Raw genomic sequence first — 20,552 nt, 5'->3', positions numbered from 1 at the left:
TTTGCAATTTGACTACATCATTATCGGGGCCGGCTCTGCCGGCAACGTGCTGGCAACGCGACTGACTGAAGATCCGAACACCACCGTCCTGCTGCTTGAGGCGGGCGGGCCGGATTACCGCTTTGACTTCCGCACCCAGATGCCCGCCGCGCTGGCGTTTCCGCTGCAGGGCAAGCGCTACAACTGGGCGTATGAAACCGAGCCAGAGCCTTACATGAACAACCGCCGCATGGAGTGCGGACGCGGCAAAGGGCTGGGCGGCTCGTCGCTGATCAACGGCATGTGCTACATCCGCGGTAACGCGATGGATCTGGACAACTGGGCGAAAGAAACGGGTCTGGAGCACTGGAGCTACCTCAACTGCCTGCCCTACTACCGCAAGGCAGAGACGCGCGACGTGGGGCCGAACGACTATCACGGCGGCGACGGTCCGGTGAGCGTCACCACCTCGAAACCGGGCGTGAACCCGCTGTTTGAGGCGATGGTCGAAGCGGGCGTGCAGGCGGGCTATCCGCGCACCGACGATCTTAACGGCTATCAGCAGGAGGGCTTCGGCCCAATGGACCGCACGGTCACGCCGCAGGGCCGACGCGCCAGCACCGCGCGCGGCTATCTGGACCAGGCCAAAAAGCGCCCGAACCTGACCATCCGTACCCACGCCATGACCGACCGCATCCTCTTCGAAGGCAAGCGCGCGGTGGGCGTCGAGTGGCTGGAAGGCGAAAGCACCATTCCGTCCAAAGCAACGGCGAAGAAAGAGGTGCTGCTGTGCGCAGGCGCGATTGCCTCCCCGCAGATCCTCCAGCGCTCCGGCGTGGGCAACGCGGAGCTGCTGAAGCAGTTCGATATTCCGCTGGTGCATGACCTGCCCGGCGTGGGCGAAAACCTACAGGATCACCTGGAGATGTATCTCCAGTACGAATGCAAAGAGCCGGTTTCCCTCTACCCTGCCCTGCAGTGGTGGAACCAGCCGAAGATTGGCGCCGAGTGGCTGTTTGGCGGCACCGGCGTGGGGGCGAGCAACCACTTCGAGGCGGGCGGGTTTATCCGCAGCCGCGAGGAGTTTGAATGGCCGAACATTCAGTACCACTTCCTGCCGGTGGCGATTAACTACAACGGTTCGAACGCGGTAAAAGAGCACGGCTTCCAGTGCCACGTCGGCTCCATGCGCTCCCCGAGCCGCGGCCACGTGCGCATCAAGTCCCGCGATCCGCACCAGCATCCGGCGATCCTGTTCAACTATATGTCCCACGAGCAGGACTGGCAGGAGTTCCGCGACGCGATTCGCATCACTCGCGAGATCATGCACCAGCCCGCGCTGGACAAGTATCGTGGGCGTGAAATCAGCCCGGGCATTGAGTGCCAGACCGACGAACAGCTGGACGAGTTCGTGCGCAACCACGCCGAAACTGCCTTCCATCCGTGCGGCACCTGCAAGATGGGTTACGACGAGATGGCGGTAGTCGACGGCGAAGGCCGCGTTCACGGGCTGGAAGGGTTACGCGTGGTGGATGCGTCGATTATGCCGCAGATCATCACCGGCAACCTGAACGCCACCACCATTATGATTGGCGAGAAGGTTGCCGACGCCATTCGCGGTCGCGAGCCGCTGGCGAAGAGCACGGCGGCGTATTATGTGGCGAACGGCGCACCGGTTCGCCAGGTAATGCAGAAAGCATAATTGCCAAACCCTCTCCGTAAAAGGAGAGGGTTTTCAACACCCCACGTCATTTAGATAATATTTTCTGTTATCTATAAGAATTAAATATTAACCCTGCAATGAATTTAATTATTTAAAACAGTGTTGACACTCTCTCCTGAACTCCATTAAGTTTTAATCTAAGATTATCCAGCCCGACATATACAATATATTCAAAATCAGAATGAAAGAATTTGTCATTATTCTTACATTCTTTCCTGCCTTTTATTTTTTGAATCACACAACAGTGAGATAAGATCATGAATAATAGTGCAAACAAAGTTGTCGTTATCACCGGAGCCAGCAGCGGGATTGGTGAGGCCATTGCCCTCCATTTAGCGAATAACGCGTATTCGCTGGTCCTGGTGGCGCGCCGTCAGGACAAAATTAATGCCCTCGTGGACAGGATAATCCAGCAAGGCGGCAAGGCCATCGCCGTCAAGGCCGATGTGACCCTTCAGGAGGAGGTCCAGCGCGCCATTGAGGCCGCCATCGCCGCATACCAGCGCGTGGACGTGCTGATCAACAACGCTGGCTTTATGGCTATCGCCCCCCTCAGCGAGCTGAAAACCGACGAATGGGACAAGATGATTGATACCAATCTGAAAGGGGTACTGTACGGCGTCGCGGCCGCATTACCGGTGTTCCAGCGCCAGGGAAGTGGACACTTTATTAACGTTGCCTCGGTGGCGGGCATCAAGGTCCTTGCCCCCGGCGGCGTGGTGTACAGCGCGACAAAATTCGCCGTTCGCGCGCTAAGCGAGGGTCTGCGCCTGGAAGCAGGTAAAACGATACGCACCACACTTATCTCTCCCGGCGCGGTCGAAAGCGAGCTGCAGTTCGGCAGCTCAGACGAAGAGAGTAAAAAATTTCTCCATGAGTTTTATAAGCAGGCTATTTCGGCTGATGCGATTGCCCGCTCCGTTTTATTTGCCATCGAACAGCCAGGCGACGTTGATATTAATGAAATTGTTGTACGTCCGACGCAGGAAGAATTTTAGCATGCCTTAAATAATACTGAATGAGGTGTCATTATGATTAAATCATTAACGTCCTTATCAGATTTAAATATGCGCTCCGGCGCCGATATTCTCCTGGAGGTGCTGGAGAGTGAAGGCGTGGAATATATTTTTGGCAATCCCGGCACCACCGAACTTCCGCTCATCGATGCTCTGCTTCGTCATGAAAATATTCACTATGTTCTGGCGCTCCAGGAGAGCAGCGTGGTCGCCATTGCCGACGGCTACGCAAAAGCCTCCGGCAAAACCGGCTTTATCAATTTGCATACCGCCAGCGGTCTGGGGCACGGCATGGGGAATCTGATTAATTCACGGATCATGAAAACCCCGCTGGTGGTCACCGTCGGACAGCAGGACACGCGGCACTACGTCCGCGACCCGCTTCTGTATGATGACATTGTCTCCATTGGTTCTCCGGTCATGAAGTGGGCGCAGGAGGTTACCAGCGCCGACCAGCTCCCGGTGCTGGTGCGACGCGCGTTTCACGCGGCCAGCTACCCTCCGGGTGGCCCGGTCCTGCTCTCTCTGCCGATGAACGTCATGGAAGAGCTGAGTGACGCCGGGATACAGACGGCGTCCAGAGTGGACTATCACAACGTCGCGGGCTCGCTGGACGAGCTCGCGCAGGCGCTCAGCGCGGTTCCCCCCGGCAGGGTTATGATTGTGGCGGGCGATGAAGTTCACTCCAGCGGCTCGACGCAGGAGATTGTCCAGCTTGCAGAAGCGCTCGGTGCCCACGTTTACGGCTCCTCCTGGCCGTTGAACCTCCCCTTTCCCACGCAGCACGCGCTCTGGCGCGGCAATATGCCCACCACCGCCAGTGAAATCGCCAGCGTCATCAATGCCTACGACGCGGTGTTTATCATCGGCGGCAGAAGCCTGATCACCATTCTGTACAGCGAAGGGGACGCTATCCCGGGGACGTGCGCGGTTTACCAGCTTTCTGCAGACATGAACGAGCTGGGTCGCACCTACGCCACCCGCCTCTCGGTAATGGGGGATATCAAACTCTCCCTGAAGGAATTGTTACCGAAGCTTGAGCAACGCCGGGTGGCAAGCAAATTGACGCATCAGCGGCTGCTCAAAACGGCACGCGCTGAACGTGAAAAAGAGTGGAAACAGCAGGAAGAGCGTCTGGCTGCCGAGCGGCTACGCCCGGCGATTTCGCCGATGGTCGCGGCCTACGAGGTGATAAAGTCCATTCCGCCGGGCACCACGATTGTCGACGAGGCGATTGCAACGGCCAGACACGTTCGCCGGTTTATTTCCGACCAGCAGCATCCGCGCTACTACTTTATGCGCGGCGGCGGTCTGGGCTGGGGGATGCCTGCGGCGGTGGGACACTCGCTGGGGCTGGGCCGCGAGCCGGTAGTGTGCCTGATGGGCGACGGCGCTTCACTGTATTCCCCGCAGGCGCTCTGGACGGCGGCGCACGAAAATCTCCCCGTGACCTTTATCGTTATGAATAACCTGGAGTACAACGTCCTGAAAAACTTTATGAAGAGCCAGCCCGCCTATAGTTCAACGCAGCTGGGACGCTTTATCGGAATGGATTTGGTTAACCCGCACATCGATTTTCAGTCGCTGGGCAGCGCCATGGGCATCCGCTGCTGCCGGGTTACCCAGGCGGCGGACATCGCCACGGCGGTGGCTCACGGGCTGCAATCCGGCAAAACCAACTTAATTGAAATCGTGATTTCGGCAGATTAATCACAGAATGTCGCTGTACCCTACATAAACGCTCTTATAACCGAAATGCCTCAAGCCTTTTAATCTGCCGCCCTTCCCCGTCAAAATTCTCCGCCGCCAGCCAGGCGCGCAGTTCGGCGTCTCTTTGCGGCCATTCGCCGTCAATAATAGAAAGCATATCGCTGTCGCGGTTGCGCCCCTTGCGCACCAGCTTCTGGCGCAGGCGTCCTTCCCAGACAAACCCCAGCCGCTCCGCCGCCCTGCGCGACGCCACGTTCATGGAATCGCACTTCCACTCGAGGCGCCGGTAGCCGTGCTCAAACGCATTTTTCAGCAGCAGCCACACCGTTTCGGTGCCCATTCGGGTCCCTTTCATCCTGCGCGACCAGGTCACGTGACCAATTTCCACCGACCCCAGCAGCCGCTCGTTAGCCATATAGCTCACCAGCCCCACCGCTCGTTCGGTGCGTAAATCAATGACGGCAAACGGCACCAGCTCATCGTCCATAACCTTAGCCATGATCCAGTGCGCGGTGGCTTCCACGCTCGCTGGCTGCGTGCTGGCAAGCCACGTCCAGTCGCTGTCGTCGCCCAGCGCGTAGGCCTCATAGAGATCGGCCGCGTGACGATCGGCGTCCAGCGGTTCCAGGCGGCAATACTGGCCGAACAGCGGCGTGCGGGTTAAGACACGCGCGCCTTTCCAGTCGGGAACGATATCGTTAACGGTTTGACCATGTTGATTGATTTCGGGCACGGCGGTGACTCCCTGAAAGGTAAGGAGTTTGTTATAGCAGGTTAAAAAGCGGGCGAAAAGCAGCGTATTCTAATAGCCCGAGCGCATGCGATATTCCCGGAAGATATAAGCAAAGCTAAATTTCGACTTTGCGGAATTTAAGAGTCGACCTAACGTAGCGGAGCATAAAACAATCACAATATATTCTTCTCAGGGATCGCTATGACGAAAAAACTGTTGCCGTTACTGGTGCTGGCTGCGCTCTCAAGCGCTGCCCACGCCGCTACTCCGCCCAACACGCTGGTTGTTGCCCAGGGGCTTGATGACATCGTAAGCCTCGACCCGGCTGAAGCCAACGAGCTTTCCAGCATCCAGACCGTGCCGAGCCTGTATCAGCGCCTGGTACAGCCGGACCGCGATAACCCTGAAAAAATCACCCCGATTCTGGCAGAAAGCTGGGAAGCGGACGCGGCAGCAAAAACGCTGACGATTAAACTAAAGCCCGATGCCAAATTCGCCTCCGGCAACCCGCTGCGCCCGGAAGACGTGATTTTCTCGTACACCCGCGCCGTAACGCTGAACAAATCCCCGGCATTCATCCTGAACGTGCTGGGCTGGGACGCGAGCAACATCGCCAGCCAGCTGAAAAAGGTGGACGATCATACCCTCACGCTTCACTGGACGGCGGACGTTAGCCCGTCGGTGGCGCTGAATATTCTCTCCACGCCGATTGCCTCCATCGTCGATGAAAAGCAGGTCGCGGCGAACGTGAAGGATAATGACTTCGGCAACGCCTGGCTGAAAATGCACTCGGCGGGCAGCGGCGCGTTCAAAATGCGCGTCTACCAGCCGCATCAGGCCATCGTGCTGGAAGCCAACGAGTCAGCGCCCGGTGGCGCGCCGAAGCTCAAAAGCATCATCATTAAAAACGTCCCCGACCCGGCTTCACGCCGCCTGCTGATCCAGCAGGGTGATGCGGACGTGGCGCGCGATCTGGGTGCAGACCAGATTAGCGCCCTGGACGGCAAGCCGGGCGTGAAGGTGCTGAGCATTCCGTCCGCCGAGCAAAATTACCTGGTGTTTAACACCGGCAACAGCGCCAACCCGCTGCTGAACAACCCGGCGTTCTGGGAAGCCTCGCGCTGGCTGGTCGATTATGAAGGCATCACCAAAAACCTACTGAAAGACCAGTACTTTGTTCATCAGAGCTTCCTGCCGGTCGGCCTGCCGGGCGCGCTGGAAGACAATCCATTTACGTTTGACCCGGCAAAAGCGAAAGCCATTCTCGCCAAAGCGGGCATTAAAGACGCGCACTTCACGCTGGACGTGGAGAACAAGCCGCCGTATATCACCATCGCCCAGTCGATGCAGGCGAGCTTTGCTCAGGGCGGCGTGAAGGTCGATCTGCTGCCTGCCGCCGGGAGCCAGGTCTATGCCCGCGTGCGCGCGAAGCAGCATCAGGCGGCGATTCGTTTGTGGATCCCGGACTATTTTGACGCGCACTCTAACGCCAGCGCCTTTGCGTGGAACGACGGTAAGTCCAGCACCGTGGCCGGGCTGAACGGCTGGAAAATTCCAGAGCTGAACAAAGCCACGCTGGCAGCAGTAGCCGAGCCGGATCCGACGAAGCGTCTGGATCTTTACAAGAAGATGCAGGAACAGCTTCAGCAGAATTCGCCGTACGTGTTCGTCGATCAGGGTAAAACCCAGATCGTGGTACGCGATAACGTGAAGGGGTATCAGCAGGGGCTGAACGCGGATATGGTCTGGTACGATCGCGTCACGAAGTAGCCCTTGTTGCCGGGTGGCGCTGCGCTTACCCGGCCTACGTTCTCGGTTTTTGTAGATACTGTTATGCCACGCAAGCATTTTCCTGATGTAATGTGGCATCGAACGGGCGTCCTGATTTCAGGACGCCATACGCCACCTGCGCCAGCTTGCGCATCATCGCTCCGATTATCAGCTTCGCTCCCTTGCCGTTCTTTTCCAGACGCGTCCTGAACGCTTTTCCCCACTCCGTTTTGTACAGCGCCACCATCGCGGGCATATACAGCGCCCTGCGAAGCGAGACATGGCCAGCCTTACTCATCCTGCTTGCCCTGTGTACGCTGCTGCCGGATTCATGCTGCCGCGGTGTCAGTCCTGCGAAAGCCGCGAACTGCCGCGCCTGACCGAACCTGTCCTTCAGCCCCACATACGCCAGCAGCACCGCGGATGTCTTTTCACCGATACCCGGTATGCTGTCCAGCAGTTTTCGCCGGTGCTTCAGGTCCGGGTCGTCATCCGTCAGGTCCTTTATCTGTTTCTCCAGCCGCTTCAGCTCCGCTTCCAGCCACAGAAGGTGCGCATCAATACTCGGCATCTGCACCTCCCGCGCCGTCTCACGACGGTTCAGCTCCTGCGTGTGCATGTCTGTCAGGGACTGGTGACGCAGCACCAGCGCCCGCAACGCGCGCTCCAGCGGATGAGGTGCCTCCCAGGCTACCGGACGCTTCTGCCGGCAGAACTCTGCCAGCATACGGGCATCAACGGCATCGGTTTTACTGCGCAGGCCTTCGCTCTGCGCAAAGGCTTTACCAAGAGCCGGGTTGATGATGGATACGGTGAAACCGGCATCGCTGAGGGATGCTGCTGCGTCTTCCATATAGGTGCTGGTCGCTTCCATGCAGACATGTGCTGGCGCCACATTATGGCTGCGGAGCCAGTTGAGCAGCTCATCGTGACCTTTAGGTGTGTTAGTAAACTTTTTGCTGCGGTGACGGCCATCAGGTCGCAACACATCGACATCCAGCTTAGCTTTGGAGACATCGATACCAATAAAGTGAAGTTCCTGTTCCATAGTGAAACCAACCTTGTGAATGCGGATTACCGGGAAAACCGGTCCATGATACTGTCCGGTTTGTCACTTGTGGAGAAGGTGCAGTCCACTGCAGGGATCTACAACACAGGCTCGTGGCCTAAGGCCGGGTACGGCATGTGGACTGCATGGCAGAAAGAACAGGCCGGTTCTTTCTGCACGGAAGGATAATACAAGGCCGGGTAAGGCGAAGCCGCCACCCGGCATGAAGAGATTTCCCATGCCACATCTTTCCACCCGCGTGCTTCAGGGTCTGCTGACCCTGCTGCTCACGCTCTTCGGGCTGCTGCTCGTCACGTTTGCGCTCTCGGCGTTTTCACCTGTCGATCGCGTGCTGCAGATCGTCGGCGATCACGCCAGCCAGTCCACGTACGATCAGGTTCGCCACCAGCTTGGGCTGGATCGCCCCCTGCCCGTGCAGTTCTGGCACTACCTGCAAAACCTCGCCCACGGTGATTTAGGCACCGCCAGCGCCACCGGGCAGCCGGTGCTGCAGGATCTGCTGCACGCCTTCCCCGCCACGCTGGAGCTGGCGACTTTGGCGTTAATCATCGGTGCCGTACTCGGCGTGATTGCCGGGGTGCTGTGCGCCCGCTACGCCGGTTCGCCTCTCGATCTCGCCATCAGAACGCTTACCCTGCTCGGCAACTCGGTGCCGATCTTCTGGCTCGGCCTGCTGATGCTGGCCCTGTTCTACGCGAAGCTGCAGTGGAGCGCGGGCCCCGGCAGGCTGGACGACATCTGGCAGTTTACCGTCGAGCCGCGCACCGGCTTTGCGCTTATAGATACCTGGCTTTCCGGCGACCGCGAGGCGTTCCGCAACGCCCTCAGCCACCTGGTGCTACCGGTGCTGCTGCTGGCCTATTACACGCTGGCGAGCATCACCCGCCTCACGCGCTCGGCCTGCCTGAGCGAGATGAACAAAGAGTACATCCTGCTCGCCCGCGCCAAGGGTGCCGGGGAGATGACCATCCTGCTGCACCACGTGCTGCCGAACATTCACGGCACCCTGCTGACGGTGATTGCGCTGGCCTACACCAGCATGCTGGAAGGTGCGGTACTGACCGAAACCGTCTTCTCGTGGCCGGGCATCGGGCGCTATCTCACCACCGCCCTGTTCGCTGGAGACACCACCGCCATCATGGGCGGCACGCTGCTGATTGGCGTCTGCTTTGTGCTGATCAATAACCTTACCGACCTGCTCGTGCGGGCAACCGATCCCAGGGTGCGCTAATGCCGTTTTATCTTTTCTTACGCCGCCTGCGCCGCTCCCCTGCCGCGTTTTGCGGGCTGGTTGCCATCGTACTGCTGGTGCTTATCGCCCTGTTCGCGCCGTGGCTCGCGCCGCTTGACCCGAACTGGCAGGACGCGGCCGCGCGCCTGCAGGCACCGAACGGCCAGCACTGGCTGGGCACCGACAGCTACGGGCGCGACCTGCTTTCGCGCCTGATTTACGGCACGCGACCGGCGCTCGGGCTGGTGGCGCTGGTCACCGTTATCACCCTGCCCGCCGGGCTGCTGGTGGGGATTTTGTCCGGCTACTACGGCGGCTGGATGGAGCGCATCCTGATGCGCTTTACCGACGTGGTGATGTCGATGCCGCGCCTGATCCTCGCCTTCGCGTTTGTGGCAATGCTTGGCCCGGGGCTGGTCAACGGCGCGCTGGCGCTGGCCTTAACCACCTGGCCGGCCTACGCGCGTCAGGCGCGGAGTGAAATTCAGCGCCTGCGCCACAGCGACTACCTGGCCGCCGCCGAGATGATGGGCATTCGCGGCCCGCGCCTGCTGGTCGGCCATATTCTGCCCCTGTGCCTGCCGTCCGCGATTGTGCGGCTGGCGCTGGATCTGGCAGGCATTATTCTGGCCGCCGCCGGTCTTGGCTTTCTCGGCCTTGGCGCACGCCCGCCAATGGCCGAATGGGGCGCGATGATTGCCGACGGCATGCAGGTGATTTTCGACCAGTGGTGGATTGCTGCCATTCCGGGCGGGGCTATTCTGTTTGCCAGCCTGGCCTTTAACCTGCTGGGCGACGGCCTGCGCGACGTACTGGAGCCACAGCATGACTGAACACCGCGTTATCGTCGATGCGCTGAATATCGACTACCCCGCCGCGCGCGTGGTCAACAACCTGAGCTTCACGCTTGGCAACGAGCGGCTGGCGCTGGTGGGGGAATCCGGCTCGGGCAAGTCGATGTCCGCCCGTGCCCTGATGGGGCTGGTGCGTAAGCCCGGCATCGTGAGCGCGAACCGGCTTAACGTGCTCGGCAACGACCTGCTGACCCTGAGCACACGCCGCTGGCAGGCGCTGCGCGGCAACGGGATTGCGATGGTCCTGCAGGACCCGCGCTACGCGCTGAATCCGGCGAAAAATGTCGCCGCTCAGCTTGATGAGGCGCTGACCCTGCATCAGCGCCTGCCCCGCACTGAACGCCGGGTGCGCATTCACGACATCATCCGCGCCGTCGGACTCAACGAACATGTCCTCCAGCGCTACCCCGGCGAGCTCTCCGGGGGCATGGGCCAGCGGGTGATGATTGCGATGGCGCTGATCAACAACCCGCAGGTGCTGATTGCCGACGAACCCACCTCCGCGCTGGACGCCCGCCTGCGCAACCAGATCCTCGAACTGCTGGTGCAGCAGTGCGAAGAACGCCAGATGGCGATGCTGTTAATCAGCCACGACCTGCCGCTGGTGGCGGAACACTGCGACCGCGTGCTGGTGATGTATCAGGGCGAAAAGGTCGATGAGATGGCGGCGAACCGGCTGCCGCAGGCGACGCATCCGTACACGCGCACCCTGTGGACCTGCCGTCCGAACGCCAACACCTTCGGCCAGATGCTGCCGACGCTGGACCGTTCGCAGCCGTGGAAGGAGACCGATAATGACGCTCGTTGACGTTAAGGATCTCCAGGTGAGCTTCGGTGAGAAAACGGCGGTGTCCGCCGCCAGCTTTGCCATCGAGAAAGGCGAAACCTTCAGCCTGATAGGTGAATCCGGCTGCGGGAAATCGACTATTCTGCGCGTGCTGGCGGGGCTGCAGCGCGAGTGGAACGGCCGCATTTCGCTCCTGGGAGACGCGCTACGGCCAGGATGGCGTTTTGAAGGCGAGCTTCGCCGCAATGTGCAGATGGTGTTTCAGGATCCGTGGGCGTCGCTGCACCCAAACCACACAGTTGCACGCACCCTGTCGGAGCCGTTAAACATCCACGGCGAAACGCAGGTTGCTGAAAAGGTGGCGGATGCGCTGCAGCAGGTGGGGCTTTCCGCCGACGCGGGCAAGCGTTATCCGCACCAGCTTTCCGGCGGCCAGCGTCAGCGCGTGGCCATTGCCCGCGCGCTGCTGCTGCGCCCGCAGCTTCTGCTGCTGGACGAGCCCACCTCGGCGCTGGATATGTCGGTGCAGGCGGAAATCCTGAACCTGCTTAACCGTCTGAAAGCCGAGCACGGCATGACCTATCTGCTGGTGAGTCACGACGCGGATGTGGTTGCGCACATGTCTGACCGGGCGGCGTTTATGGCGCACGGGGAGATCCAGCAGGTGTTTGACCGGGAGGCGATGCTCAGGGGTGAGCACAGGATGGGCTAAGTGCGTGCGGCTGTGCCCGGTGGCGCTGCGCTTACCGGGCCTACGTTTCGTGCCGCGTTGATGGTTTTTCGTAGGCCGGGTAAGGCGCAGCCGCCACCCGGCAAACAATCACTTCAGCAGCTTCACCGTGGCATCGATGTCGATCTCATCTTCGGTGAAGATCAGCGTCGTATTCTGGAAGGTGGTGATCGCCAGCTTCTTCACCGTGCGCATTTCGCCCGGCTTTTTCTCGGATTTCGGCTTGATGCTGTTCATCAGCAGCCCCACCGACAGCACCGCGTTCTCTTTGTCGATTTTGGTATCAACCGGTTCTTCTTCGTTAAACACCACGAAGGATTTGATAGAGGAGAGCTTCACGCGCTCGCCCGCAATAAAGAGATGTTTGCTTTCCGGGATCACCTTCACCGCGTAGGCGGAAAGGCCTTTGTTGTTGGTGGTTGGCTCAAAGGTCACCGCGGCATCTTTCTTAATCAGATCGGGGTTCGCGACCTTAATCACATGAAAATAGCGGTTGTCGCCGTTTTCATCTTTGATAAATCCAAAGCCTTTATCTTTAAACCACGTTGTGATTGTACCGTTCATCGCTGTTACCGCCTGTCAGATCGTAATGACTAAAGTTTTGCAGCGCGCAGTGTAATGCACAATGACGGAGGAGACAAAAAAAAGCCCCTGCACGGGTGCAGGGGAAAACTCATGTCAGAGCTTATTAGAATTTAATTAAACACCATTCCACCATCAATTAAGAGCGACTGGCCGGTCATGTAGTCGGAATCCGGGCCTGCCAGGTATGAGACGCAGGCGGCCACATCTTCCGGCTCGGACAAACGGCCAAGCGTAATGCGTTTGGCAAAGGTTTCAGTCCCGTAGCCGAGCGGTTTACCCGCCGCCTCGGAGACCTGACGGTCGATTTCCGCCCACATCGGCGTATTGACGATGCCCGGGCAGTAGGCGTTAACGGTGATCCCCAGTGGCGCGAGATCCCGTGCCGCGGTCTGGGTTAAGCCGCGCACCGCGAACTTGCTGGAACTGTAGACCGCCAGTTCAGGGTTGCCGGTATGGCCCGCCTGGGAGCAGGCGTTGATGATCTTGCCGCCGTGCCCCTCTTTGCGGAAGGCGGCAATCGCGGCCTGGATCCCCCAGATCACCCCTTTCACGTTGATGTTGTAGACCTTGTCGACAATGTCCGGCGTGATGGATTCGATGGGGGTGGACGGCGCGATCCCGGCGTTATTCACGATCACGTTGAAACCGCCCAGCGCGGTGCGCGCTTTCTCCACCGCCGCAAATACCTGTTCGCGGTCAGAGACATCGACCTTCACGGCGACGGCGTTGCCGCCGTTACGGATGATTTCATCGGCGACGGCTCTTGCCGTTTCAACGTTATAGTCGGCGATGGCGACGGCAAAACCATCTTTCACCAGGCGAAGCGCGATCGCTTTACCAATCCCCTGGCCTGAACCTGTTACGAGAGCAACTTTTTGCATTTCTCTGTCCTTATCGTGAGTCACAAAATCTGGCTGAGATGGAGCTGGCCCATCAGCAGCGGGTTATCGCTGTAGTCGACGGGAATGGCCACCACGGCCGGGCCATCCACATCCATCGCCGCGCGCAGCGTGGGTTCCAGCGCCTCGGCGCTCTCCACGGCAAAGCCTTTCGCACCGAAGGCGTCGGCATACACTTTGAAATCGACCGGGCCGAACTCCACGCCGGAAAGCCGCTGGTATTTTTTCTCTTCCTGAATGGCAACCATGTTGTAGGCGTTATCCACCCAGATGATGTGCAGCACGTTGGCGTTGAGGCGCACCGCGGTTTCCAGTTCCATACTCGACTGCAGGAAGCCGCCGTCACCGGAGACCGACACCACCTTGCGGCCCGGGTTGACCAGCCATGCGCCAATCGCCCACGGCAGGGCAACGCCCATGGTCTGCTGACCGTTGGAGATCATCACCTGACGCGCCCGGAAACTGTAGAGGTAGCGGGCGATCCAGATGTGGAAGCTGCCCATGTCCACGGTGAGCGTGACGTCGTTATTCACGATGTCCTGCATGGCCCGCACGATACGCAGCGGGTGCAGGGCAAACTGGTTGAGCGAGGCGCCGCGGCGATCGAGCAGATCGCGCTGATGCTGGCGATCGACCAGAATTTCGGAGGCCCGCTGGCTCAGCTCGAGCTTATGGTCGATGCGGCTGGCAAGCAGGTTCAGCGTTTCGGCGATGTCCCCCACCAGCTCCAGATCCGGCACGTAGTTACGTTCTTCATAAGCCGGCAGCACATCAATGTGCACCAGCGTCGCGTCGCCGCTGTTCCACATGGACGGCTCGTACTCCACCGGGCTGTAGCCAACGCAGATAATCAGATCCGCCAGATGCAGCAGCCTGTCGCCCGCCTGGTTATTGAACAGCCCCACGCGTCCGGCAAAGCGGGTGAAGTGCTCCTGGTTTACCGCACCGGCGGCCTGATAGGTGCTGGTAACCGGAATGCGGCTTTTCTCCAGCAGCTTGCGCAGCGCGGCGCTGTTCGCGGGCTGGCTGGCCATCAGGCCGAGTAAGATGACCGGATTTTTGGCGTTTTCGATAAGCTTCGCCACGTCGTTAATCGCTGACTCCGGTGCCGGGCCCATCAGCGCCGGACCGCTGGAGGGTAAAATCGCGCCCGTCGCGGGCTGGTCGACAATATCCTGCGGCAGGCTGACAAACGCGCCCCCCGGCCTGCCGTGCTCGGCCGCGCGAAACGCGTTCGATACCACCTCGGCAATCGCGTCCGGTGAACTCACCTCCACGGCGTATTTGGTAACCGGGCTGAACATGGCAACGGTGTCCATGCTCTGGTGCACCAGCTTGGCTTTATCCGCGCGCTTCACCGCCCCGCCCAGCGCCACGACCGGGTCGCCTTCGCTGTTGGCGGTGGCGATGCCGGTGATCAGATTCGAACAGCCCGGCCCGGAGGTGACCAGCGCTACCCCGGCCTTGCCGGTCAGCCGCCCTACGGCCGCCGCCATAAACGCCGCGTTGGCCTCATGGCGCACCGGAATGATCTCAATGGAAGAGTCCAGCAGGGAGTCAAAGACCTTGTCGATTTTCGCACCCGGGATCCCGAACACCTGCTTCACGCCCTGCGCTTCCAGCTGGCCGACAACCATATCGGCGCCGTGCGCCCACTGACGTGACTGTTTCTCACTGTTCACGGTAGTTCTCCTGTTAGTTTTCGACGGAACGGATCGCTGCATCAAGATTGCTGGGGTGAAGGTTGGCCTGTAAAAACGCGCTGTCCGCGGGCAGGTCAATCATTAGCTTGTGAATTTCACCGAAGGTGAGCACACCGCTCTCCAGCTGGTAGTCGAGCAGATGGCCCCCGCCCTGACGGTCGTCGGTGATGAAGTGTTCGTGATAGCCCGCCACGTTAATGCCCTGCATATGCTGCGGCGTGCGGAACCCGACCAGCACACCCTCGCGCTGGTTGAAGCGGAACACCGGCTGGTCGTCCAGCACGTCGGTCATCGCGCGGTACGGCGGCTTCTGGCGCGGTACGGTGCGGGTGTGGGCGTGACGGAAGTTGCCGTCAATGCGCAGCGCGCAGAACAGGTTGTCGGAGGGGATCTGACGGTCGATCGCGTCGTGGATCTGCTGGCGGCTGACCGGCGCATCGAAGGTGATACGATACTGCGGCTGGAACCAGGTCATCACCGCGAACGGCGTTTTCTGCTCTGGCTTCGCGGCCCGGGCGCTGCCGTCGGCGCGCAGCTGGTACACCTGGCTGCTGAAGGCGATCATTTCGCCGTCCAGCTCGTTGAAGGTGCCCAGACCAAAATCACCGTGTGCCAACAGATCGGCGATGGTGGTCTCTCCTTCGTACACGCCGCTTAGCAGGGCGCTCATTAGCGATGTCTGATAGATCACGCTGTCAGGATGCTGGGCGGAGAACCCACGCAGGGTCTCGCACAAACTGGCCTCACAGTCGCAGGCAGATGAATGCATCATCGTGCTCGTCCTCTTCAACTTTATTTAGAAAGGTTAAATAAATGTTGACCCGATTCAGCATAGAGTTCCAATATAGAAACCATGCTGGTTTGAGACGTTTTAGATATGGAACTTCGTTATCTGCGGTATTTTGTCGCGGTTGCACGCGAGCGACACTTCACCAGGGCGGCCGAAGCGCTGGGTATTTCACAGCCTCCTCTGAGTCAGCAGATCAAACGGCTCGAAGAGGAAGTGGGTACGCCGCTGTTCAGGCGCCTGACGCGGGGCGTAGAGCTGACCGAGGCGGGAGAAGCGTTCTATGAGGATGCCTGCAAGATTCTGGCGTTGAGCGATGCCGCGCTGGAAAAGGCCCGCGGCATCGCGCGCGGGCTGAACGGCAACCTGTCAATTGGCATCACCAGCTCCGACGCTTTTCATCCCAAAATTTTCGCGCTGATTCGCCAGTTTCAGGTGCAGAACATGGCGGTGCAGGTTCACCAGGTGGAAGCCAATATGTCCTCGCTGACGACGATGCTGGCGGAGGGTGAACTGGATATTGCCTTCGTGCGCCTGCCGTGCGAGAGCAGCAAAGCGTTCGAGTTAAAAGTCCTCGACCGGGAGCCGATGGTGGTGGCGCTGCATCGCGATCATCCGCTGGCGGCGTGCGATTCGCTGGCGTTAGAGCAGCTTCGGGATACGCCAGTGGTGTTGTTCCCGCAGGAGGTCGCGCCGGGGCTGTACGATCGGGTTCACGGCTGCTGCGAGCAGGCCGGAATTAACGTGCAGCGCGCGCTGCAGTCGTCACAGCTTTCGTCGTCCCTGAGCATGGTTTCCGCGGGCGGTGGCTTCGCGCTGGTACCGAAATCGATGGCGGCCATTTCCCCGCCGAATGTGACCTATCATGCGCTAAGCTCACCGGAGCTCTATACCGATATCGCGCTGTGCTGGCGGCGTTTTGAACGTTCGCGAACGGTGAAGCGATTTTTGACGATGATGAGCGAGGGTAGCGGCCTATAGGGGTTTTGTAGGCCGGGTAAGGCGCAGCCGCCACCCGGCAACATAGCCTCCGTCGTCAAATCCAGACGTCGTTCTCTGCGGTGCGCTCTCCGCCTTCGTGTCCGGTATTCAGGACCCCACAAGGTTCTATCATCATCATTTTTACCGTCGTTTCAGCAGACGTTTTATGCTCAACGCCTTTTGGCACAACGTACATTTCCCCTGGATTGACGAGCACATGCCCATCACGAAAATCAATACGTAACACGCCCTCGACCACGATGAATGCTTCATCGGTTTCAGGGTGCGCGTGCCATATAAAATCACCCGATATTTTGACGATTTTAAACTGATAGTCGTTCATCTGGGCGATGACTTTCGGCTGCCAGTGCGCGTCGAAGAGAGAGAATTTATTGTCTAAATTAACAGGACTATACATTGCGACACTTCCTATGGTTGAGAAGCGTCCAGGATAGAATAAGGTCGGCGTGTCGGTCTTGAACGATCGTGCAAATCAGGCAGGATGACCTTTAATGAATTTTTGCCAGCGCCCCGGCGACATCCCCAGCGTTTTGATGAACTGACGGGTCATGTGGCTTTGATCTGAAAACCCCGCTGCAGCGGCAGCCTCAGCAAGCGACAGGCCCGCCTGAATCAGGCGTCGACAGTATTCAAGTCGGCGCATGGTCACATAGCGATAAGGACTCGTTCCATAAAGCGCACGAAAATCCCGACTCAGGCTCCAGCGATCTCTGCCACTTACGGCAGATAAAATATCCAGCGTAATGTTCTGAATGAATTCAGCATGTATATATTCGCGCGCGCGTTCCGCGGATTGATAATCCACCCGATTCCGGTGAAAACGTTGCCCTCCCACGACGGCCAGCGTGTGGGCGAGATCGTAGAGCGCATCGTCTTCTTCCAGCGTATCGAACGATTCTTCTGGCGCTTTTAACAGCGGTTCGGTCGCTGCAAAAAGCCGGGGATCGGATGTAATTCCGCCAGGAATAAACGGCAAAGGCTTTCCGCCCAGAATTTTTTGAATTAACGCCGGATCGATATACAGCATCCGATACTGGAATCCGTCGTTCGTTCCCGCCTCTCCGTCATGGATTTCGTCAGGGTGCAGGACCATTGTCCCGCCCGGCAAGCTATGTTGTTTACTCCCCCGATAGTGAAAACTCTGCACCCCGGATAAGGTCCGGCCTATGGCGTAAGTGTCGTGACGATGCGGCTCATAGCCATGCCCGCTGAAATACGCCTCAATACGCTCTATTTTCCCGGGTTGCTGCGCCAGTCTGACCCAGTCTTTGTTGGCTTTTGCATTCGACATAGATGACACCTGATGCCCTGTGAGGGTGAAACAACACCATAAACGCTTAGGGTGCGGTTTGGAAAGTCGTCATTGGCTACGCGGGGGGCGGGCCCGGGATACCGCTGAAGGTAAGGACGGATAAACGGGACTCCTCCGCCCTAACATTCGCCAGACCAGGAATGCGCAAAGCACGGTGATGACGGCGAGGAGACGAAATAACCAGACATAGGCCGAGTCATAACTTTCCCTGAGTAATGGATGAGAAAGACCCGGCAAGAGAGCAGCGGCCCGTTCAATATTGCCACTTCCCAGCCATGAAGCGGCGCTATCAATACTTTCTGACGCATAACCGGAGAGGTTTTTTCTGAGATTGAGCGCGTTCATTTCCACTAAAAATGCTGACACCATAGCAAGCGCAATGCCCTCCCCCGCAACGCGAACAGTATTAAACAGGCCTGCTGCCATACCGGATTTTTCGACAGGCACGGAGGAAATGGCCAGGCCATCCATCAGCCCCCAGGGAAGTGCGGCACCTGCGCCGGTTAAAACCAATGAAAACACTAAAAGGCTGCTACTGGTGCTCTGTAAAGCCTGCCCGAGGATGAGCAATCCGGCTGCAGATAACATCAGTCCGGCGGCAGAAACAGCCCCAGGATTAAACCACCGGGTCAGTAAGGCGGCGAGCGAGGGAACGATCAGCATCGGCGTCGTCAGCGCCATGAGATAAAACGCACTCTGTGTCTCGCTCAGGCCGTCACCCCCCATGAAATGCAGCGGGAGGATAATCAACAGCACAACATAGCAATAGCAGGTTGCTACCGGCAGTAACAGGACGCCGGCAAAGCGCGGCGCGCGTACAAGAGATAAGTCGAATACAGGATTTTCGACGTTCAGGCAGCGCGCCACAAACGCGATAAAAAGCAGTAAAGCGGTAGCAAACAGAGCAAAGTTGGGAAGGGATAAGAATCCCCAGACAGGCACCAGCATTATCCCCGCAGTAAACAGAACCAGCGCAGCGGTAAACAGTGCTAAGCCTGCGTAATCCACCAATCTGTGCACGTTTTTTTCCGACACGGGAATAAACAACGTGCCCGCCAGCATGACCGTTCCGGAGATCAGCGCCATCAAGGCATATACCCACCGCCAGCCCAGAACATCAGTGATAAAACCAATCACCAGAGGGCCGAAGGCTAATCCTGCGCCAAACATCGTCCCCAGGATGCTGAATGCCCGGGTTCGGGCAACGCCCTCATAGAGTTGAGCCAGTACAGCACTCCCGCCCGCTAAAGTCATCGCTGCTGCGATACCCTGTACTGACCTGAGCACGCCGATTAAGGAGAGATTATTGGCTAAGAATATGAGCGAACTGCTAAGGCCAAAGATGACTAACCCGAGGATGAATACCCGTTTTCTGCCTGCTGCATCGGCCATTACGCCTGCTGACAGGAGAAAACTACCGAACGTCAGCATGAATCCATTCGTCAGCCATGAGAGTGCCGCAGCGGAACCGCCCAGTGCATGGCTGATTGCCGGGGTGGTCACCACGCCACCGGTAAAACTGACCGGCAGCAGTATGGCCGCCACGAAGATTGAGGCGGCGGCCGGGCTTCCGGCAGGCCGAAGAAATGACGTTATGAAAGAGCGCATCTGATTACCCTGGTTCGCGTGAAATACGTGAGCCATGTTATTGCGGACAATTACTAAGATAAATAGACTGAAAATACCAACTGAATAGAGATAAAGTTCATAATCAATGGATAGTTTGACGTCACTCACCTCGTTTGTCAGGACCGCGGAAACGCTGAGCTTTGTTCAGGCAGCAAGACTGCTTGGCATTTCAGCGTCAGCGGTTGGCAAAAATGTTGCCAGGCTTGAACAAAAACTGGGCGTAAGGCTTTTCAATCGCAGCACCCGGAGCGTAAGCCTGACGGCAGAGGGGGCGGTATTACTGGTTCGCTGCCAGCAGATCCTTGAACAATTGCAGGATGCAGAGGCAGAGCTGACCCGCCATATTGCCCTGCCCTCTGGTAAACTCAGGGTTTCTCTTCCGGTAACAGGCTATCGATTACTGCTTCCTCTTCTTCCTTCCTTCACCCTCCGCTACCCGGATATTGAGCTGGAGCTGGACTTCAGTGACCGGCTGGTAAACATCATTGATGAAGGGTTCGATGTGGCGATACGCAGCGGTGAAATTGCGGACTCCAGGCTCACCTCGAAGACGCTCGGCAGCTTCCGTTTTGTTCTCTGCGCCAGCCCTGCTTATCTGCTGGAGTATGGTTCACCGGCGTCCCCGGAGGATTTAAACAACCATAAGTGCATTCTCTACCGCTTTCCCTCGACAGGGTTACTACAGCCCTGGGAGCTACAAGGTGCGGATGGGGTAAGTAACTTCACACCAGTTTCTGTCTTAACCGCCAACAATATTGAAGCCGTGATCCGCATGAGCTCTGCGGGTATGGGTATCAGTTATGTCCCTGATTTTGTCGTCCGTGAAGCACTGGAAAAGGGAGATCTGAGAGATGTTTTACCGGGTGCGTGTGTCCGACAAGGGCAGTTTTCTGCGCTGTGGGCAACCCGACGCCACCTTTCTCCGAGAATTCGCTGCTTTATTGATTTCATGTCTGAGAACGGGCTCTTAAAGTCGTAAAGGTTTTATTGATGCGCGCTTCGGTACTACGTTTTCCTGGTAATTGTCTGCCGC

19 protein-coding genes are annotated in these 20,552 nt (G+C 58.4%); 10 read left to right on the top strand and 9 right to left on the bottom strand.

Annotated features, from left to right (window positions below):
* The first annotated feature begins 1 nt into the window (after position 1).
* From betA to V1566_RS08720, 3 genes are all read left to right on the top strand, one after another.
* Entirely contained in the window at positions 2-1,681 is a 1,680-nt protein-coding gene (gene betA / locus V1566_RS08730; RefSeq protein WP_395305627.1) for a choline dehydrogenase, read from the top strand.
* A 278-nt stretch (positions 1,682-1,959) separates the two neighbouring features.
* Positions 1,960-2,700 (top strand): SDR family oxidoreductase, encoded by a 741-nt coding sequence (locus V1566_RS08725; RefSeq protein ID WP_395305626.1) that lies wholly within the window; start codon positions 1,960-1,962, stop codon positions 2,698-2,700.
* A gap of 33 nt (positions 2,701-2,733) precedes the next feature.
* Positions 2,734-4,428, top strand: a complete 1,695-nt coding sequence (locus V1566_RS08720; RefSeq protein WP_395305625.1) for a thiamine pyrophosphate-binding protein — start codon at positions 2,734-2,736, stop codon at positions 4,426-4,428.
* Between the two features lie 34 nt (positions 4,429-4,462).
* On the opposite strand, the gene V1566_RS08715 is transcribed toward V1566_RS08720, so the two are convergent.
* On the bottom strand, positions 4,463-5,161 hold the full coding sequence (locus tag V1566_RS08715; protein ID WP_395305624.1) for a GNAT family N-acetyltransferase: 699 nt from the start codon (positions 5,159-5,161) through the stop codon (positions 4,463-4,465).
* A gap of 201 nt (positions 5,162-5,362) precedes the next feature.
* Here V1566_RS08715 and V1566_RS08710 point away from each other — a divergent pair, with 201 nt between their 5' ends.
* Entirely contained in the window at positions 5,363-6,931 is a 1,569-nt protein-coding gene (locus V1566_RS08710) for an ABC transporter substrate-binding protein (RefSeq protein ID WP_395305623.1), read from the top strand.
* A gap of 61 nt (positions 6,932-6,992) precedes the next feature.
* Here the strand turns inward: V1566_RS08710 and V1566_RS08705 are convergent, their stop codons facing one another.
* Positions 6,993-7,979, bottom strand: coding sequence for an IS110 family transposase (locus V1566_RS08705; RefSeq protein WP_395304094.1), 987 nt, complete (start codon positions 7,977-7,979; stop codon positions 6,993-6,995).
* A gap of 238 nt (positions 7,980-8,217) precedes the next feature.
* On the opposite strand from V1566_RS08705, the gene V1566_RS08700 reads away from it, so the two are divergent.
* From V1566_RS08700 to V1566_RS08685, 4 genes are read left to right on the top strand one after another with little or no spacing between them, the layout of a single operon-like run.
* Positions 8,218-9,231, top strand: a complete 1,014-nt coding sequence (locus V1566_RS08700; RefSeq protein WP_395305622.1) for an ABC transporter permease — start codon at positions 8,218-8,220, stop codon at positions 9,229-9,231.
* Entirely contained in the window at positions 9,231-10,064 is an 834-nt protein-coding gene (locus tag V1566_RS08695; RefSeq protein ID WP_395305621.1) for an ABC transporter permease, read from the top strand. The genes V1566_RS08700 and V1566_RS08695 overlap by 1 nt, the downstream gene beginning before the upstream one ends.
* Positions 10,057-10,893, top strand: a complete 837-nt coding sequence (locus tag V1566_RS08690) for an ABC transporter ATP-binding protein (protein WP_395305620.1) — start codon at positions 10,057-10,059, stop codon at positions 10,891-10,893. The genes V1566_RS08695 and V1566_RS08690 overlap by 8 nt, the downstream gene beginning before the upstream one ends.
* Positions 10,880-11,584: an ABC transporter ATP-binding protein gene (locus V1566_RS08685; RefSeq protein WP_395305619.1), complete on the top strand. Its 705-nt coding sequence runs from the start codon at positions 10,880-10,882 to the stop codon at positions 11,582-11,584. Before V1566_RS08690 ends, V1566_RS08685 begins: the two co-directional genes overlap by 14 nt.
* 108 nt (positions 11,585-11,692) lie before the next feature.
* Here the strand turns inward: V1566_RS08685 and V1566_RS08680 are convergent, their stop codons facing one another.
* The 4 genes from V1566_RS08680 to budA form a co-directional block, all read right to left on the bottom strand.
* Positions 11,693-12,166: a cold-shock protein gene (locus V1566_RS08680; protein ID WP_063145236.1), complete on the bottom strand. Its 474-nt coding sequence runs from the start codon at positions 12,164-12,166 to the stop codon at positions 11,693-11,695.
* Positions 12,167-12,297: 131 nt separating this feature from the next.
* Complete coding sequence (locus tag V1566_RS08675; protein WP_395305618.1) at positions 12,298-13,068, bottom strand: (S)-acetoin forming diacetyl reductase; 771 nt, start codon at positions 13,066-13,068, stop codon at positions 12,298-12,300.
* 20 nt (positions 13,069-13,088) lie between these two features.
* Entirely contained in the window at positions 13,089-14,810 is a 1,722-nt protein-coding gene (gene alsS, locus V1566_RS08670) for an acetolactate synthase AlsS (protein ID WP_395305617.1), read from the bottom strand.
* Positions 14,782-15,561: an acetolactate decarboxylase gene (gene budA / locus V1566_RS08665; protein ID WP_395305616.1), complete on the bottom strand. Its 780-nt coding sequence runs from the start codon at positions 15,559-15,561 to the stop codon at positions 14,782-14,784. The genes alsS and budA overlap by 29 nt, the downstream gene beginning before the upstream one ends.
* A 105-nt stretch (positions 15,562-15,666) precedes the next feature.
* Between budA and V1566_RS08660 the strand changes: the two genes are divergently transcribed.
* The gene (locus tag V1566_RS08660) at positions 15,667-16,557 is read left to right on the top strand and encodes a LysR family transcriptional regulator (RefSeq protein ID WP_395305615.1); all 891 of its coding nucleotides are present in this window, start codon (positions 15,667-15,669) and stop codon (positions 16,555-16,557) included.
* A 55-nt stretch (positions 16,558-16,612) separates the two neighbouring features.
* On the opposite strand, the gene V1566_RS08655 is transcribed toward V1566_RS08660, so the two are convergent.
* The 3 genes from V1566_RS08655 to V1566_RS08645 form a co-directional block, all read right to left on the bottom strand.
* Complete coding sequence (locus V1566_RS08655) at positions 16,613-16,975, bottom strand: cupin domain-containing protein (RefSeq protein WP_023334817.1); 363 nt, start codon at positions 16,973-16,975, stop codon at positions 16,613-16,615.
* A gap of 75 nt (positions 16,976-17,050) precedes the next feature.
* A complete protein-coding gene (locus V1566_RS08650; RefSeq protein WP_395305614.1) occupies positions 17,051-17,869 on the bottom strand; it encodes an AraC family transcriptional regulator in 819 nt (272 codons plus the stop codon).
* Between the two features lie 69 nt (positions 17,870-17,938).
* Positions 17,939-19,498 (bottom strand): MFS transporter, encoded by a 1,560-nt coding sequence (locus V1566_RS08645; RefSeq protein ID WP_395305967.1) that lies wholly within the window; start codon positions 19,496-19,498, stop codon positions 17,939-17,941.
* 106 nt (positions 19,499-19,604) lie between these two features.
* Here V1566_RS08645 and V1566_RS08640 point away from each other — a divergent pair, with 106 nt between their 5' ends.
* Positions 19,605-20,498 (top strand): LysR family transcriptional regulator, encoded by an 894-nt coding sequence (locus tag V1566_RS08640; protein ID WP_395305613.1) that lies wholly within the window; start codon positions 19,605-19,607, stop codon positions 20,496-20,498.
* The last annotated feature ends 54 nt before the right edge of the window (positions 20,499-20,552 follow it).

The organism is Enterobacter sp. ECC-019, assembly GCF_043974075.1.
In the GTDB taxonomy this organism is placed as follows: domain Bacteria; phylum Pseudomonadota; class Gammaproteobacteria; order Enterobacterales; family Enterobacteriaceae; genus Enterobacter; species Enterobacter asburiae_D.
Note: the sequence above shows the minus strand (reverse complement) of the source record. Positions and strands in the feature narration are given on the sequence as shown.

Coding starts and splice junctions, on each gene's coding strand:
- V1566_RS08690 (WP_395305620.1), top strand. CDS start 10,057: ATGACTGAACACCGCGTTATCGTCGATGCGCTGAATATCGACTACCCC.
- V1566_RS08725 (WP_395305626.1), top strand. CDS start 1,960: ATGAATAATAGTGCAAACAAAGTTGTCGTTATCACCGGAGCCAGCAGC.
- V1566_RS08650 (WP_395305614.1), bottom strand. CDS start 17,869: ATGTCGAATGCAAAAGCCAACAAAGACTGGGTCAGACTGGCGCAGCAA.
- V1566_RS08655 (WP_023334817.1), bottom strand. CDS start 16,975: ATGTATAGTCCTGTTAATTTAGACAATAAATTCTCTCTCTTCGACGCG.
- V1566_RS08680 (WP_063145236.1), bottom strand. CDS start 12,166: ATGAACGGTACAATCACAACGTGGTTTAAAGATAAAGGCTTTGGATTT.
- alsS (WP_395305617.1), bottom strand. CDS start 14,810: ATGCAGCGATCCGTTCCGTCGAAAACTAACAGGAGAACTACCGTGAAC.
- V1566_RS08700 (WP_395305622.1), top strand. CDS start 8,218: ATGCCACATCTTTCCACCCGCGTGCTTCAGGGTCTGCTGACCCTGCTG.
- V1566_RS08720 (WP_395305625.1), top strand. CDS start 2,734: ATGATTAAATCATTAACGTCCTTATCAGATTTAAATATGCGCTCCGGC.
- V1566_RS08675 (WP_395305618.1), bottom strand. CDS start 13,068: ATGCAAAAAGTTGCTCTCGTAACAGGTTCAGGCCAGGGGATTGGTAAA.
- V1566_RS08640 (WP_395305613.1), top strand. CDS start 19,605: ATGGATAGTTTGACGTCACTCACCTCGTTTGTCAGGACCGCGGAAACG.
- V1566_RS08695 (WP_395305621.1), top strand. CDS start 9,231: ATGCCGTTTTATCTTTTCTTACGCCGCCTGCGCCGCTCCCCTGCCGCG.
- budA (WP_395305616.1), bottom strand. CDS start 15,561: ATGATGCATTCATCTGCCTGCGACTGTGAGGCCAGTTTGTGCGAGACC.
- V1566_RS08645 (WP_395305967.1), bottom strand. CDS start 19,498: ATGCGCTCTTTCATAACGTCATTTCTTCGGCCTGCCGGAAGCCCGGCC.
- V1566_RS08660 (WP_395305615.1), top strand. CDS start 15,667: ATGGAACTTCGTTATCTGCGGTATTTTGTCGCGGTTGCACGCGAGCGA.
- V1566_RS08705 (WP_395304094.1), bottom strand. CDS start 7,979: ATGGAACAGGAACTTCACTTTATTGGTATCGATGTCTCCAAAGCTAAG.
- V1566_RS08710 (WP_395305623.1), top strand. CDS start 5,363: ATGACGAAAAAACTGTTGCCGTTACTGGTGCTGGCTGCGCTCTCAAGC.
- V1566_RS08685 (WP_395305619.1), top strand. CDS start 10,880: ATGACGCTCGTTGACGTTAAGGATCTCCAGGTGAGCTTCGGTGAGAAA.